The organism is Leifsonia poae, assembly GCF_020009625.1.
GTDB lineage: Bacteria > Actinomycetota > Actinomycetes > Actinomycetales > Microbacteriaceae > Leifsonia > Leifsonia poae_A.
Window position 1 is genome coordinate 3,701,418 of sequence record NZ_JAIHLP010000002.1, and the last position, 15,644, is coordinate 3,717,061.

Here is a 15,644-nt window from a genome sequence, read left to right on the forward strand (position 1 = left end):
TCGTCGGGAGTCGGCGGGGAGGCCGGGTGATCAGTTGGCGCCGAACCGGGCGGTGTGAACCGGGCCCAGCGTGATGTGGACCGCCTGTTGGTCGGTGTAGAAGTCGATCGAACGGTATCCGCCCTCGTGGCCGAGGCCGGAGGCCTTCACCCCACCGAACGGGGTGCGCAGGTCGCGGACATTGTGCGAGTTCAGCCAGACCATGCCGGCCTCGACGTTCTGCGCGAAGGTGTGCGCGCGGGTGAGGTCGGTCGTCCAGATGTAGGCGGCGAGCCCGTAGCGCACGCCGTTGGCGAGGGCGAGGGCCTCTTCGTCGCTGTCGAACGGCGTGATGGCGACGACGGGGCCGAAGATCTCCTCCTGGAAGATGCGCGCATCCGGTGCCACGTCGGCGAACACGGTCGGGGCGACGTAGTTGCCGGTGGCGAGACCCTCCGGGCGTCCGCCGCCGGCGAGCAGGCGGCCCTCGGACTTGCCGATCTCCACGTAGCTCATGACCTTGTCGTAGTGCTCGGGGTGCACAAGGGCGCCCACTTCGGTCTTCGGGTCGTGCGGGTCGCCCACCACGATGTTCTTGGCGCGCGCGGCGTAGCGGGCGCAGAAGTCGTCGTAGATGGAGCGCTCGACGAGGATGCGGCTTCCGGCGGTGCAGCGCTCCCCGTTCAGCGAGAACACGCCGAACAGCGTGGAGTCGATTGCGGCTTCCAGATCGGCGTCGGCGAACACGACGGCGGGGGACTTGCCGCCCAGCTCCATCGAGAGGCCTTTGAGGAACGGCGCCGCGTTCCCGAAGATGAGCTGCCCGGTGCGGCTCTCGCCCGTGAACGAGATGAGCGGAACATCCGGGTGCTTGACGAGCGCGTCGCCCGCCTCCTCGCCGAGACCGTTGACCAGGTTGAATACGCCGTCGGGCAGGCCGGCGTCGCGGAAGATGCCCGCCCACAGGCTGGCCGAGAGCGGGGTGAACTCCGCCGGCTTGAGCACGACAGTGCAGCCGGAGGCGAGGGCCGGGGCGAGCTTCCAGCTCTCCAGCATGAACGGGGTGTTCCAGGGCGTGATGAGCCCGGCGACACCGATCGGCTTCCGGTTCACGTAGTTGATCTGCGAGCCGGGGACCTTGTATGCGTCGTCGGCCTGCGCCACGATCAGGTCCGCGAAGAAGCGGAAGTTCTCTGCGGCGCGCTGGGCCTGGCCGAGGGCCTGAGTGATCGGCAGGCCGGTGTCGAAGGTCTCGAGTTCGGCGAGGCGCGCATCCTGGGCGCTGACTGCGTCGGCGATGCGGTTCAGGATCGCGGCCCGCTCGCGCGGCTTCATTCGGGGCCAGGGCCCCTCTGTGAAGGCGCGGGTGGCGGCCTCGACGGCGAGGTCGATGTCGGCCTTCTGGCCAGCCGCTGCGGTGACATAGGTCTCGTTGGAGACCGGGTCGAGCACGTCGAACGTCTTTCCCGAGACGCTGTCGACGAATTCGCCGCCGATGAAGTGCTGGATCTTGTCGGGCAGGTTCTCGGGGATGTAGTGCTGCGCCATGGACGCGCGCCTCCTTTGGCGGTCGGTGTGGGTATTGGGAGTGTGTGGTGCGGCGGTCGCGATGCCGGTCAGCGCTGCGGGTGCTTGTGCTCGGTCTGGTAGGTGAGGAAGGCGTCGAGCGTGGCGAGCCGGTGCCGGCGGGCAGCGAGCTCGATCTCCAGCGGGTCGGCCTCCGTCTCGATCAGGCGCAGGATCTGCTCGTGCTCGTCGACGGACTCGCGGGCGCGTCCCGGAACGAAGCTGAACGTGGAGTCGCGGAGCACGGTCAGCCGGTTCCACCCGCGGTGCACGAGGTCGAGGATGTGCGGGTTGGGGCACTCCTCGAACAGCACGGAGTGGAAGGTGCGGTTGAGCTCGGTGAACCGGTGGGGGATGAAGTCGTCGAGACAGGCGATCATCTCGTTGTTGATCGCGCGGGCGCGGTAGAGGTGGTCGCCGTTCAGCAGCGGCGCCGACATCTGGGTGGCCGCGCCTTCGACGAGAGCCAGTGTCTGCATCGTGTAGGTGTACTCGGTCTCGTGCAGCAGGGCGACCTGAGCGCCGACGTTCTTCTCGAACGTCACGAGGCCTTCGGCCTCGAGCCGGCGGATCGCCTCGCGCACCGGCACGACGCTCACCTCGAGCTCGCCCGCGATCTGCCCGAGCACGAGCCGGAAGCCGGAGACGTACCGGCCGTCGTCGATGCGCTCCCGGATCCAGTCGTAGGCCAGCTGGGACTTGCTCGGTGTCGGCGCCTTCGCGGTTCCTAGCGCTGTGTCAGCCATGCGCGGTACCTCTCTTTCCACTCGGCGTCCATCGGGAACAGACCGTCGATCTTCTCGCCGTCGGCCACCCGCTCGGCGATGAACTCCTCTTCCTGTTCCTGCTCGATCGCGTCGGCGACGACGGAGGCCACGAGCGCCGGCGGGATGACGATCAGGCCGTCGGCGTCGCCGACGATCACATCGCCCGGCTGCACGGCGGCCCCGCCGCAGGCGACGGTGATATCGGTGTCCCAGGGCACGTGCCGGCGCCCGAGAACGGCCGGGTGCCCACCCGCGTGATAGGTCGGGATGTCGAGGGCGGCCACGATCGCGAGGTCGCGCACACCGCCGTCGGTGACGATGCCGGCGGCGCCGTTCACCTGGGCGCGCAGCGCGAGCACATCGCCGACGGTTCCGCTGCCGCGCTCACCGCGCGCCTCGATCACGAGCACCTCGCCCGCACCGAGCGCGTCGAACGCCCGCTTCTGCGCGTTGTATCCGCCGCCGTGGCTTTCGAAGAGGTCTTCGCGGTTGGGGATGTAGCGCAGGGTCTTCGCACGGCCGATGAGGGGCGTGCCGGGCCGTGTGGAGTGCAGGCCGTCGATCGAGACGTTGTTCAGTCCGCGTTTGCGGAGCTGCGAGCTGAGCGTTGCGGTGGAGACCGAGGTCAGCAGAGTGCGGAGTTCGTCGGTGAGCTCGAACGGTGCCGGGCCGGGCTCTGCCGCCGTGCCGAATGCCTCGGCGCGCTGCAACTCGTCGACCGCCGGCTTGGTGCCGAAGTCGCCGAACGGGGTGGTGCCCTCGGTGATGTGCGTCACGAGACGACCGGAGGTGGGGGATCCGGGTGCGGTGGGCGCATCCACCTCGACTTCGACGATGTCGCCCGGGGCGACGACCGACGATCCTGCCGGGGTGCCGGTGAGAATGAGGTCGCCCGGTTCGAGGGTCATCAGCTGCGACAGGTCGGCGACGAGCTGGCCGAAGGGGAAGAGCAGCCCGTCGGTGGTGTCGCTCTGCACGAGCTCGCCGTTGACCCAGGTGCGCACCCGCAGGGCCTGCGGGTCGATGGCCGTGGTGGGGACGATGTTCGGGCCGACCGGCGTGAAGCCGTCTCCGCCTTTCGAACGCACATTGGAGCCTTTGTCGGCGGCGCGAAGGTCGTAGAGGCCGAAATCGTTGGAGGCGGTGACGCCCGAGACGGCCGCCCAGCCCTCCTCCGGGCTCACCCGCCGGGTCGACCGGCCGATGATGAGGGCGATCTCGCCTTCGAAGGCGAGCAGTTCGGTCCCGGCCGGGCGCTCGAGCGTGCCGCCGGTGGCGGCGACCGACGAAGACGGTTTCAGGAAGTAGGAGGGGGTGGCCGGGGTGCGTCCGCGCTGCGCCGCCCGGGAGCGGTAGTTGAGGTGCACGGCGATGATCTTGCCGGGGATGCTGATGTCGCTCACGGCTGGGGCGCCTCCACGTCGTCGGTCGGGGTCACGGTGGACCATATCTGAAATTGTATACGATCTGGATGCGCGGCGCCACGGGAAAGTGCCGCCATCCTGCGAACACGGTGCACCGAGGATCTCCTTCTCAATAGCTGGTGCGGGCGGCGGAGTCGCCGTCGCCGATGAACGTATCCGCCAGGGCCTCGGATGCGCGCGCCAGAATCGCCACATCTGCACCTACGAGCACGAAGCTTGCGCCTGCGTCCAGGTAGCGCCGGGCGACCGCCGGGTCGAAGGCATTCACTCCGGCCGGCTTGCCGGCGGCGACGCAGGCGCGGATCGCGCCCTCGACCGCCGCGACGACCTCGGGGTGGTTCTGTTGCCCGAGGTGGCCCATCGAGGCCGCCAGGTCGGAGGGGCCGACGAAGAGCCCGTCGACGCCGTCGACCGCGGCGATCTCGGTGACCGCGGCCACCGCATCCGCCGTCTCGATCTGTACGAACAGGGAGACGAGCCCGTCGGCGCGGCCGAGATAGTCGTCGATGCGGTTCCAGCGGGCCGCCCGAGCCAGGGCGCTGCCGACGCCGCGCACGCCGGCCGGTGGGTAGCGCACGGCCGCCACCATCGCGGCCGCCTGCTCGGCGTCGTTGACCATCGGGATCAGGAGGTTCTGGGCGCCGAGGTCGAGCAACTGCTTCACGATCACCGTGTCGCCGATCGGGGCGCGCACCAGCGGGGTGATCGGGTAGGCCGCAACGGCCTGCAGCTGGGCGAGGATCGACTCCAGGCCGTTTGGACTGTGCTCGGCGTCGACGAGCAGCCAGTCGAGCCCGCTTCCGGCGCAGATCTCAGCGACCAGCGGGCTGCCGGAGCACACCCACATCCCCATCCGGGGTCGGGATGCGGTTCGCAGCACGTCCGCGAACGTCGGCGTCGGCTCTAGATGAATCGGCATGTGATGGCTCCCAGCTGTCCGTAGTCGGCGTGGACGGTGTCGCCGCGTTCCACCCACATCGGGCGGGTGAACGATCCGGCGAGGATGATCTCGCCCGCCGCGAGGGTCGTGCCGTGCGCCGAGAGTTTGTTGGCCAGCCAGGCGACCCCCGAGGCCGGGTGGTTCAGCACGGCAGCGGCGACGCCGGATTCTTCGATGGTCTCGTTGCGGTAGAGCAGGGCCGAGACCCAGCGCAGGTCGACCGCATCCACGGCGACCGGCCGGCCACCGACGACCATGCCGCCCATCGCCGCATTGTCGGAGATGGTGTCGACGATAGTGCGCCCGGCCATCTCGATGCGGGAGGAGAGGATCTCCAACGCGGGGACGACGTACTTCGTGGCGTCGAGCACGTCGTAGAGCGTGCAATCGGGGCCTTCCAGGGTCTCGCCGAGGACGAACGCGAGCTCGACCTCGATGCGCACGTTCGAGTAGGTGTCGAAGGGGATGACGGCCCCGGTCTCGAACACCATGTCGTCGAAGATGACCCCGTAGTCGGGCTCGGTGATCCCGGTCGCTTGCTGCATCACTTTGGAGGTGAGCCCGATCTTGTGGCCGACGAGCCGGCGGCCGGCGGCGATGCCACGCTCTTTCCAGACGTTCTGCACGGCGTAGGAGTCCTCGACGGTCATCGCCGGGTGGCGTGCGGTGAGGAGTGGGACAGTGCTGCGGTCGTGTTCGGCGGCCGCCAATTCGTCTGCGATCGCGTGGATTGTCGAGTCTTCGAGCACCGGTCGGTCCCTTCGTCATCGGAGGTTCTGCCCGCGGAGGCAGCCTGGCATAAATCGTATATCATCCCGTACATCTTCGCGATTTCGCGGACCGGTCGAGTCATGGAAGGCTCGTCCCGTCCCGTTTTTCTCCACAGGTTGTATTTCTTGTCAACAACTGTAGAATAACCCCCACGACACGGCGATGTGTCGCCAACCTCGGTTGACGACCCGAGCAGTGACTCCCGAACAGTGACAGCCGTGCCGGGCGCCTGCGCAGCGTGCGTTCAGTTCCACCTCCTGCCTTGCCAACCGAGAGAAGAAGACATGAAGAAAGCAATGATCGCGGTGGCGCTCGCTGCCGTGACCGCGCTTGCGCTGACCGCATGCGGTTCCGGAGGAAGCGACACGAAGCCGACCTCCGACGCCGCCGGCGGCCCGCTCAACATCGGAAACTTCGCCGACGTCACCAGCTGGGATCCCTCCCTGGCCGACATCGGCTTCGACGGACCGTATCTATCGGCTATCTACGACCCGCTGGTCAGCGTCGACGGCGACGGCAAACCGACCCCCGCGCTCGCCACCTCGTGGAAAGTCTCCGACGATTTCCTCACACTCACCATGACCCTCCGCACCGGTGTGAAGTTCAGCGACGGCGAAGCCTTCGACGCGGCAGCAGCGGTGAAGAGCCTCGACTACCTGAAGAAGGGTGCGCGCTCCGGGGAAGCATACGAGAACGTGGCCAAATTCGTCGCCGTCGATCCCGCGACCCTCGAGATCGACATGAGCAAGCGCGACGACACGATGCTCTACCTGATGGGTATCGGCCGCAGCTGGATGATGGCTCCCAAAGCGATCGCCGCGGGCACGCTCGCGAAGACCCCGGTCGGCTCCGGCCCTTACACGCTCGACTCGTCGAGCGTCGCCGGATCGGTCTACCACTTCAAGAAGGTCACGAACCACTGGGACGCCAAGCAGTTCCCGTTCGACCCGCTCTCGATCTCGCCGATCCAAGATGCGACCGCCCGCGACAACGCGATGGCCTCCGGACAGATCAATCTGAACTACGCCGACAACACCGCGCTCCAGCAGGCGAAGACGAACGGATGGAATGTCGCCGCCAAGGTCTCCGGCTGGGTCGGGCTGCAGTTCACCGACCGCGCGGGTGAGAAGTTCAAGCCGCTCGGCGATGTGAAGGTGCGTCAGGCGCTGAACTACGCGTTCGACGGGGCGAGCATCCTCAAGTCCGTCGGCAGCGGCGCAGGGGTGGTCTCCAACCAGGTGTTCCCGGCCGGGACCTCGACCAACGTCACGTCCCTCGATGACACGTACGCGTACAGCCTCAGCAAGGCGAAGTCGCTCCTGGCGGAGGCCGGCTACGCCGACGGGTTCTCGCTGCACATGCCGATGGCCGGACCGTTCCAGGTCTGGCAGCCGGTGGTCGACCAGACCTTCACGCAGCTCGGCATCAAGGTCACCTGGGACGACATGCAGTACCCGGACTACCAGAAGAACGCGCCGACATATCCGATGTTCGTCTCCTTCCTGGCGATGGACTCGAACCCGGTCGCGACTGTGCAGCGCATGATCAACCTGCCCCAGTGGTACAACCCGACCCCGCAGGTCGACCAATTCCCGGATGTGCAGGCGCAGGTCGAGAAGGTGTTGACCGCCGCGCCCAGCGACCAGAACGCAGAGATCGCCGAGCTGAACACCCTCGTGACCGGCAAGGCCTGGTTCGACGTCTGGTACCAGGCGAACAACAGTTACGTCTCCACCTCGAACATCGAGGTCACCCCGGTGACCGGCATGATGTTCCCCACGCTGAGTCAGATCACCGTCAAGGGCTGACCCACCCGGGCGGGCCGCGCGCGAGCGCGGCCCGCCTCCTCGCACCCGGCATCCGGCCCGACAGGACACGACATGATCAGATTCACGGCCAAGAGGCTCATCTCAGGGGTGATCCTCCTCCTCGTCGTGGCGACAGGCACGTTCTTCCTCGCCCACGCCGCGATCGGCGACCCCACCGTCGGGCTCCTCGGCACATCGGCCACCCCGGCGCAGCAGGCGGCGCTCGCGGCGAAGATCGGCACCGATCGCCCGCTGCTGGCCCAGTTCTGGGAGTGGGCGTCGCATGCGATCGTCGGCGACTTCGGCACCTCCTGGCGCAACTTCCAGCCGGTGAACGCACAGATCGCGATCAAGCTCCCCGTCACCCTCTCCGTGGTGACGGCGGCGACGCTCCTTTCGGCGATCCTCGGCGGGGTGTTCGGCGTCGCATCGGGGCTGCGGCCCGGGTCGATCCTCGACAAGGTGATCAAGGCGGCGTCCGTCGTCCTGTTCGCGCTCCCCGGCTTCTGGGTGAGCATCGTGCTCGTGATCTGGTTCGCGGTCGATCTGCACTGGTTCCCCGCGGTCGGTTATGTGCAGCCGTCGCAGAGCGTCGACGGCTGGCTGCGCTCGATCACGCTCCCGGCGATCGCCCTGGCGATCGGCGCGATCGTGATGATCGCCGAGCAACTGCGCAATGCGATCATCGCCGTGAACAACCAGGACTATGTGCGCACGCTCCGCAGCCGGGGGCTCTCGCAGCGGCGCGTGGTCGTGCACCTGATCAGGAACGCGGCCCCCGCCTCCCTCACCGTGCTCGCCCTGATGTTCGTCGGCCTCCTCGGCGGCGCCATCGTGGTGGAGCAGATCTTCTCCCTGCCGGGCATCGGAGCGCTCACCAGCGGCTCCTCGCAGAACGGCGACATCCCCATCCTGCTCGGCATCACCGTCGTGACCGTCATCTTCGTGGTGATCGTGAACTTCCTGCTCGATGTCGCACTCGGCTGGATCAACCCGAAAGCGCGAGTGCGATGACGACTCCGACCGAAGTGATCATCGACCCGAGGGCCGGTCGCCGCGGCTCCACCTTCGTACGTTTCCTTCGCCGGCCGGCCGGAGCGGTCTCCCTCGCCGTGATCGTGCTGGTGCTGCTCGTGGCGGTCTTCGCCCCGCTGCTGGCCCCGCACGATCCCAATTTCGTCGACCTCGCCCTGACGAAGGCACCGCCGAGCCCCGCGCATCCGCTCGGTGGCGACAGCGCGGGCCGGGATGTGCTGAGTCGCCTCATCTGGGGCACCCAGTCCACGCTGTGGGGCGCGTTCGTGACCATCTTCGTCGCGGTGATCGTCGGGGTGCCGGCCGGTCTCGCGGCCGGATACTTCGGCCGCTTCTTCGACCGCGCGGCCAGCTGGGTGAGCGACGCGCTCCAGGCCATCCCCGCCATGATCATCCTGCTCATCGTCGCGGCCGGCACCCGCAACGACTTCACCGTGCTCATGACGACGCTCGGTGTGTTCATGGCGCCGGGCTACTTCCGGCTCACACGCTCGACCGTTCTGGCCGTGCGCAATGAGCCGTACATCGATGCCGCCAAAGTCTCCGGTCTCGGCAACGCGCGGATTCTGTCGAAGCACATCGTCAAGGCCGTCTACGCGCCGGTCATCATCCAGACAGCGTTGACGGCCGGCATGGCGATGGGGATGCAGGCCGGCCTCCAGTTCCTCGGCATCGGCGGCTCCAAGACGCCCGGCTGGGGCGCGATGATGAACGACGGGTTCAGCAATGTGCTGACCAACCCGCTCCTGCTGCTCTGGCCGTCGCTGGCCCTCGGCATCACGATCGCGGCCCTGGCCGTCCTCGGCTCGACCCTCGCCGATGTGGTGAGTGTGCGCACGCCGATCGCGCGGCGACGGAAGACGCGGCGGCGCGGCGCGGAGCCGGAGACGGTCACCTCGTCGACCGGTTCGATCGCGCACAAATCGGCCGACTCCGCCGTTCAGCTGCAGAACCTGCGGGTGAACTACGCGACACAGGACGGGCAGACGGTCGAGGTCGTGCACGGCATCACCCTCGATGTCGCCCCCGGCGAGGTGCTCGGCATCGTCGGCGAGTCCGGCTCGGGCAAGTCGCAGACCGTCTTCTCGATCCTCGACCTGCTCCCGGCCGGCGGCGAATACAGCGCCGACGCCCTGTGGATCGGCGGCAGCGATGTGACGCGGATGGCACACGCGGATCGGCAGAAGTTGCTCGGCCACGAGGTCGGTTACATTCCCCAGGAGCCGATGTCGAACCTCGACCCCTCGTACACCATCGGCTATCAGCTCACCGAGCCGCTGCGGAGCGTGCACCGGTTGTCACAAGCCGCGGCGAAGGCCCGCGCTCTGGCGATGCTCGACAAGGTCGGCATCGTCGACCCCGCCCGCGTGATGAAGTCGTATCCGCACCAGCTCTCCGGCGGCATGGCCCAGCGCGTGCTCATCGCCGGTGCGATCGCAGGCAAGCCTTCGGTGCTCGTCGCCGACGAACCGACGACCGCGCTCGATGTCACGGTGCAGGCCGAGGTGCTGGAGCTGCTGCGGGAGCTGCAACAGGAGTACCGGATGGCCCTCGTCATCGTCACCCACAACTTCGGGGTCGTCGCCGACATCTGCGACCGCGTCGTGGTGATGCGCGACGGAGGCATCGTCGAGGTCGGAACGGTCGATCGCATCTTCTCGCAGCCGGACGACCCGTACACGGCGGAGCTCATCGCCGCCTCCCTCGACGGCGCGGCGAGCCGCTCCGAACTGGATGCAGCGGCGGTGCTGCCGACCGCCGAACCGACCGATCCGCGAAAGGCGGTGCTCGCATGACCGAGCAGACCACCCCGTTGCTGACCGCAGAGAACGTCGTCGTCGACTACGGGACGAGTCGGGGCACGTTCCGTGCCCTGAAAGATGTCTCCCTCGACGTCGGTCCGGGCGAATGCGTCGGGCTGGTCGGGGAGAGCGGCTCCGGCAAGTCGACTCTCGGCAAGGCGATCCTGGGCCTGGTGCCTGTGACCGGCGGCACCATCCGCTTCGACGGCGAGGACATCACGCGCTGGCGGGGCGCCAAACGCCGGGGCCTGGCGTCGAGCATCCAGGTCGTCTTCCAAGACCCCTATGGTTCGCTCAACCCGGCGATGACCATCGGCGACATCCTCGCCGAGCCACTGGCGACGGCCGGTACGAGCCGACGGGATGCGCGGGCCGCGGTCTCCGAGATGCTCGACCGGGTGAAACTCCCGTCGAATGTTGTCGACCGCTATCCGAAGGAGTTTTCCGGCGGTCAGCGTCAGCGCATCGCCATCGCCCGTGCGCTGGTGCGCCGCCCGCGGCTCATCGTCTGCGATGAGCCGGTCAGCGCCCTCGACCTCACGACGCAGGCGACGATCATCGACCTGTTCATCGAGCTGCAGCGCGACACCGGCGTCTCCTATCTCTTCGTCTCGCACGACTTGGGCGTCGTGCGCCGGATCTGCCATCGCGTCGCCGTGATGTACCGCGGCGAGATCGTGGAGACCGGTGAGGGCGAGGAGGTGACGCGCGACCCGCAGCATCCGTACAGCAAACGCCTCCTGATGGCGTCGCCGGTCGCCGACCCGGCCGGGCAGGCCCTGCGCCGCGCGGCCTGGCTGAAGCTGCGCGATCAGGCGGCGTGAACGACGCGAGCGCGAACCGGACAAGCGGCAACGGATCGCCTCGCGCGAGTCGGGGGTACGAGGGTTCGGCGGTGTCGTCGCCGAGGTGTCGAGCGCCTCCGCCCCGGCCGTATGGAGATCGCAGACCCGCACCGGATGGTGGCCGAGAACAGCCCGGTCGCCGTCGACGAGTATCCGGACGACTACTACCTGACCGACGACCTCACGGATCGGGCCATCGGGATGGTTCGCGGGCTGCGGGCGAACAACGCCGAGAAGCCGTTCTTCCTCTACTTCGCGCATCACGTCGTGCACGGCCCGCTGCAGGCGAAGGCCATCGACATCCGGAAGTAGCGGGGCGCCTACGAGCGCGGCTGTGACCACATCCTGTCGGCCCGCTTCGCCCGCCAGGGGTGTGATGGGCTGTTTCCGCCCGGGACGGCGCCCGCGCCGCGCAACGAGGAGCCGCTCGCGCCCGTGCAACGAGGAGCCGCTCGCGCCCGTGGCGGCATGGGACGACCTCAGCGACGAGCAACGCGCATTGTTCGCGTGCTACAGGGAGGTGTACGCGGCCGCGGTCGACAACGTCGACCAGAATCTCGCCCGGCTCCTGGCGGCACTGCTCGCCGGCGGACTCATCGTGAGCCTCACGCGCATCCGGTCGCATCGCGCCTGACCGTTGCGGGGCCGCGGCTCCGCTCAGGCGCGGTCGTGGAGGGTGACCTGGTAGCCGTCGGGATCGGCGAAGGTGAACGTGCGGCCGAAAGGGCCGTCGATCGGTGCGGAGACGATGGTGCGGCCGTCGGCGGCGAGGGCGTCGTGGATGGCCTGGACGTCGGTGGCGTGGAGCCAGATCGCAGCACCGATGCCGGGCTGTGCGACGGCGTCGAGGTCGGTGCCGGGAACGAGATCCCGCAGGGCGAAGGCGATCGGTGTCGTATCGAAGACGACGGCGTGCGGCGGTCCGGACGGGGAGCGGACGAGGCCGAGGTACTGCTCGTAGAACGCCTGGGAAGCGGCGAGGTCGCGGGTTTGCAGGGAGAGGAAGTCGGGTCCGGTGACGGGCATGATGATGCTCCTTCATTTCGTGTCAGATAGCTGACACGACCCAATCTATGTCAGACTACTGACATGAGTCAAGACGGTGTCGGCGTCGATCTGGAGACGTCACTGGGCTACCTGCTGAAAGAGGCCTCGAGTGCCCTCCGCGGTGCCATGGAAGAGGTGCTGCGGCCGCTCGGGATGAGCGTGACGCACTACTCCTGCCTCGAGCTGCTCGCGCAACGACCGGGTCTGTCGAACTCCGAGCTCGCACGCGGCGCGTTCGTGACCCGGCAGACGATGAACGTGCTGCTACAGACCCTGGAACGGGACGGCTTCGTGACCAGGCCCGCGGAGGCGCCGATCGGCAAGGCCCTTCCCGCGCGGCTCACGCCGCGCGGGAGACGGAGCCTGGAGAAGACGACCGTCGCGGTCCGGTCCGTCGAGATCAGAATGCTGGCCGGCATGGCTGAGAGCGAGCAGGCGAGCGCGTTCCGGGCCCTGACGAGCATGATCCGTTCGCTGCGCGGTCAGACCCCGTAGTGCAGCCAGACCGCCTTGGTCTCCGTGTAGGCGTCGATGGCCCACGGACCCATCTCGCGGCCCCAACCGCTGGCCTTGTACCCGCCCCAGGGTGCTGTCATATCGGGGATCGAGGGCATGTTCACGAACACTGCCCCGGCCTTGATCCCGTTGGCGAGCCGCTGCGAGGTGGCGATGTCCTTCGTCCAGATGGTGGCGGCGAGACCGTACTCGGTGTCGTTGGCGCGGGCGATCAGCGATTCGAGCTCATCGGTGTCCTCATAGCTCGTCACCGAGAGCACCGGGCCGAAGATCTCGTCGTGCATGATCGTCATCTCGTCCTTGACTCCGGCGAACACCGTCGGCGCGAAGAAGTGGCCGTCGCGGTCGGCGCGCTCGCCACCGGTGATGAGCTCGGCGCCCTGCTGGCGGCCGGCAGCGACCAGACGCTCCACATGCCCGAGGTGCTTGGCCGAGACGAGCGGGCCGAGGTCGACGCCCGCATCCATGCCGTTGCCGAGGCGCAGACCGGCCACCCCGCCGGCGAGTTTCTCGACGAACTCCTGCTCCCGCTTCTTGTCCACATAGAACCGCGTGTACGCGGCGCACACCTGGCCGGAGTTGAGGATGCTGCCGGCGATGTTGCCGCCCACCGCGGCGTCGATGTCCGCATCCGCGGCGATGATCGACGGCGCCTTGCCACCCAGTTCCAGGGTGAGGCGTTTCAGGTTGGAGTCGGCGCTGGCCCGCGTGATGATGCGGCCGACGGCGGTCGAGCCGGTGTATGAGAGGTGGTCCACGTCATTGTGCTCGCTCAGCAGCGCACCGGTCGCACCGTCACCCGTCACGAGATTCACGACACCCGCCGGGATGCCCGCCTCGGCGCACAGCTCGACGAGGCGGATGCTCGTGAGCGGCGTCACCTCCGACGGCTTGATGACGACGGTGTTGCCGGTGGCGAGCGCGGGCGCGAGCTTCCACGCCAGGATCATCAGCGGGAAGTTCCACGGTGTCACCAGGGCGTTCACGCCCACCGGCTCGCGTCGGGTGTAGTGCAGGGTGTCGGGGAACGACACAGGGTTGACGGTGCCCTGGATCTTGGTGACCCAGCCGGCGTAGTAGCGGAAGTGCTCGGCGGCGCCGGTCACGCTGACCATCTTGGAGATGCCGAGCGGCTGACCCTGGTCGCGGGTCTCCAGAGCGGCGAGCTCGTCGTGGTTCTGGTCGATCAGGTCGGCGAGCCGGAAGAGCAGGGCGGCGCGCTGGATCGGGAGCAGGCCCGCCCATTCCGCTGTGCCGAGGGCCGCACGCGCGGCAGCGACGGCGGCATCCACGTCGCTGCGTGACGCCGTGCCCACCTCGGCGATGACCTCCTCGGTCGCGGGGTTCTCCGTGGGGATGGCGCCACCGGAGGCTTCCACCCACTCGCCGTCGATGAACAGTTTCGTCGCCACTTCGTGCTCCTTTGCGTAGCCGGACGGTACCGGGGCGTCGAGAATCGCGGCGTCCCTTCGGCCAGTATCCGTGCGCGCGGCCGTCAGCGTCTTGACCGCGAGGGCACGAGCGTTGACGCTGCGGGCATGGTCGGCTGCGAGTCGTGCCCGGCGGGCAGGGGCTGTGGGAGGGTCGTCACGGAACCGAAAGAGAGAATTCATGACGCGCATCCCTCGCACCGTGATCGTGATCGGCGCGGGCTCGGCCGGCTCCGTCATCGCCCGACGACTCGCCGACGCCGGCGACGAGGTCACCGTGCTCGAGGCCGGCGACGAGGACACCAATCCGGCCATTCACGACCCGAGCCGGATGGGAGAACTCTGGCACAGCCCCGATGACTGGGACTACTTCACGGTGCAGCAGCCGCACGCCGACGACCGTCGGCTGCATCTGCCTCGCGGGAAGGTGCTCGGCGGCTCGCACTCCCTCAATGCAATGATCTGGGTCCGGTGCGCTCCCGCCGACTACGACCACTGGGCCTCGCTCGGCAACGATGGTTGGTCGTGGCGCGATGTGCTGCCGGTCTTCCGCGATATCGAGCGGTTCTCGGGTGGTGCGTCCGAACTGCGGGGCGCCGACGGCCTGCTCGATGTGACCGACGACTACGAACTCGACCCCATCCAATCGTCGATCGTCGCTGCGGCGGTGCAGGAAGGCCTCGAACTCAATCGCGACTACAACGGCGACCACCTCGACGGTGTCTCGCAACAGCAGATCACCGTGCGCGACGGTCGCCGCCTCACCACCTACCTCGCGTACCTGAAACCGGTGCGCGACCGGGTGGACGTGCGGACCGGATGCTGGGTTCACCGCCTTCTCGTGGAGCGCGACGAGAACGGCCCCCGCGTCGTCGGGGTCGAGTTCGAGCAGAACGGCGAGCTCCAGGCGCTGCACGCCGACGAGGTGGTGCTGTGCGCGGGCGCGCTCGATTCACCGCGCATTCTGCTGCGCTCGGGGATCGGGCCGGCGGACGAGCTGACCGAACTCGGCATCGAGCCCGTCGCCGACCTGCCCGGGGTCGGCAGGAACCTGCACGACCACCTGCTCTCACCGGTGATCTTCACCACCGAGCGAGAGATCGGCGGCCCGCACGAGGGCGTCTCGGTGACCCAGGCGCACCTGTTCTGGAAGAGTGATCCCTCCCTCGACCGCCCTGACACGCAACCGATCCTGTTCAGTGTTCCGATGTACCAGGAGGGCATGTCCGGCCCGGCGGACGGCTTCTCGCTCATGGCAGGACTCGTCACGCCGAAGGCGCGCGGCCGAGTCCGGCTCTCGGGCGCGGGCGCGCATGACCCGCTGCTGATCGACCTGGATGCGCTCGGCCACGACGACGATGTCGCTTCGCTGGTCGCATCGGTGCGTCAATGCCGTCGCATCGGCGCCCAGCCGGCGCTGGCCGCCTGGGGTGCGACGGAGCTCTACCCCGGCCCCGCCGTCGGCGATGGCGATGACCTCGTGGACTACGTCCGCTCCACGGCGATCACGTATCACCACCAGGTGGGAACCTGTGCGATGGGGGTGGACGCGCTGGCCGTGGTCGACCCGCGCCTGAGGGTGCACGGTGTGGCGGGGATCCGCGTGGCGGACGCATCGATCATGCCGCGGGTGACCACCGGCAATACGAACGCCCCGTCCGTGCTGATCGGCGAGCGCGCCGCCCGCTTCCTGTTGGCCGACGCCGACTGAGCC

General features: G+C 68.2%; 15 protein-coding genes. 8 read left to right on the forward strand and 7 right to left on the reverse strand.

All coding sequences use genetic code 11. From position 1 onward, the window contains the following. Positions 1–30: 30 nt before the first annotated feature. From hpaE to hpaH, 5 genes are all read right to left on the reverse strand, one after another. Complete coding sequence (gene hpaE / locus K5L49_RS18285) at positions 31–1,527, reverse strand: 5-carboxymethyl-2-hydroxymuconate semialdehyde dehydrogenase (protein ID WP_223694968.1); 1,497 nt, start codon at positions 1,525–1,527, stop codon at positions 31–33. Positions 1,528–1,595: 68 nt separating this feature from the next. After that, positions 1,596–2,291 carry a GntR family transcriptional regulator gene (locus tag K5L49_RS18290; protein ID WP_223694969.1) on the reverse strand — a complete coding sequence of 232 codons (696 nt, stop codon included), beginning with the start codon at positions 2,289–2,291 and terminating at the stop codon, positions 1,596–1,598. After that, positions 2,273–3,715, reverse strand: coding sequence for a fumarylacetoacetate hydrolase family protein (locus K5L49_RS18295; RefSeq protein WP_223694970.1), 1,443 nt, complete (start codon positions 3,713–3,715; stop codon positions 2,273–2,275). The genes K5L49_RS18290 and K5L49_RS18295 overlap by 19 nt, the downstream gene beginning before the upstream one ends. A 130-nt stretch (positions 3,716–3,845) precedes the next feature. Continuing rightward, on the reverse strand, positions 3,846–4,655 hold the full coding sequence (locus K5L49_RS18300) for an aldolase/citrate lyase family protein (RefSeq protein ID WP_223694971.1): 810 nt from the start codon (positions 4,653–4,655) through the stop codon (positions 3,846–3,848). Beyond that, positions 4,640–5,425: a 2-oxo-hept-4-ene-1,7-dioate hydratase gene (gene hpaH / locus K5L49_RS18305; RefSeq protein WP_223694972.1), complete on the reverse strand. Its 786-nt coding sequence runs from the start codon at positions 5,423–5,425 to the stop codon at positions 4,640–4,642. The genes K5L49_RS18300 and hpaH overlap by 16 nt, the downstream gene beginning before the upstream one ends. A 306-nt stretch (positions 5,426–5,731) precedes the next feature. Between hpaH and K5L49_RS18310 the strand changes: the two genes are divergently transcribed. From K5L49_RS18310 to K5L49_RS18335, 6 genes are all read left to right on the forward strand, one after another. Then, entirely contained in the window at positions 5,732–7,255 is a 1,524-nt protein-coding gene (locus K5L49_RS18310) for an ABC transporter substrate-binding protein (protein WP_223694973.1), read from the forward strand. Between the two features lie 72 nt (positions 7,256–7,327). After that, complete coding sequence (locus K5L49_RS18315; protein ID WP_223694974.1) at positions 7,328–8,269, forward strand: ABC transporter permease; 942 nt, start codon at positions 7,328–7,330, stop codon at positions 8,267–8,269. After that, entirely contained in the window at positions 8,266–10,086 is a 1,821-nt protein-coding gene (locus tag K5L49_RS18320) for a dipeptide/oligopeptide/nickel ABC transporter permease/ATP-binding protein (protein ID WP_223694975.1), read from the forward strand. The genes K5L49_RS18315 and K5L49_RS18320 overlap by 4 nt, the downstream gene beginning before the upstream one ends. Beyond that, positions 10,083–10,916, forward strand: a complete 834-nt coding sequence (locus tag K5L49_RS18325; protein WP_223694976.1) for an ABC transporter ATP-binding protein — start codon at positions 10,083–10,085, stop codon at positions 10,914–10,916. The genes K5L49_RS18320 and K5L49_RS18325 overlap by 4 nt, the downstream gene beginning before the upstream one ends. Before the next feature lie 111 nt (positions 10,917–11,027). After that, complete coding sequence (locus K5L49_RS18330; protein ID WP_223694977.1) at positions 11,028–11,249, forward strand: sulfatase-like hydrolase/transferase; 222 nt, start codon at positions 11,028–11,030, stop codon at positions 11,247–11,249. Positions 11,250–11,397: 148 nt separating this feature from the next. Then, positions 11,398–11,571, forward strand: coding sequence for a hypothetical protein (locus K5L49_RS18335; protein ID WP_223694978.1), 174 nt, complete (start codon positions 11,398–11,400; stop codon positions 11,569–11,571). Between the two features lie 23 nt (positions 11,572–11,594). Here K5L49_RS18335 and K5L49_RS18340 read toward each other — a convergent pair whose 3' ends face one another. Beyond that, on the reverse strand, positions 11,595–11,963 hold the full coding sequence (locus tag K5L49_RS18340; protein ID WP_223694979.1) for a VOC family protein: 369 nt from the start codon (positions 11,961–11,963) through the stop codon (positions 11,595–11,597). Between the two features lie 63 nt (positions 11,964–12,026). Between K5L49_RS18340 and K5L49_RS18345 the strand changes: the two genes are divergently transcribed. Beyond that, entirely contained in the window at positions 12,027–12,479 is a 453-nt protein-coding gene (locus tag K5L49_RS18345) for a MarR family winged helix-turn-helix transcriptional regulator (protein WP_223694980.1), read from the forward strand. Here the strand turns inward: K5L49_RS18345 and K5L49_RS18350 are convergent. Then, positions 12,467–14,113 (reverse strand): aldehyde dehydrogenase family protein, encoded by a 1,647-nt coding sequence (locus K5L49_RS18350; RefSeq protein WP_223694981.1) that lies wholly within the window; start codon positions 14,111–14,113, stop codon positions 12,467–12,469. The genes K5L49_RS18345 and K5L49_RS18350 overlap by 13 nt on opposite strands. On the opposite strand from K5L49_RS18350, the gene K5L49_RS18355 reads away from it, so the two are divergent. Next, positions 14,112–15,641, forward strand: a complete 1,530-nt coding sequence (locus K5L49_RS18355; RefSeq protein WP_223694982.1) for a GMC family oxidoreductase — start codon at positions 14,112–14,114, stop codon at positions 15,639–15,641. The two genes, K5L49_RS18350 and K5L49_RS18355, sit on opposite strands and share 2 nt — an antisense overlap. Positions 15,642–15,644: the final 3 nt, after the last annotated feature.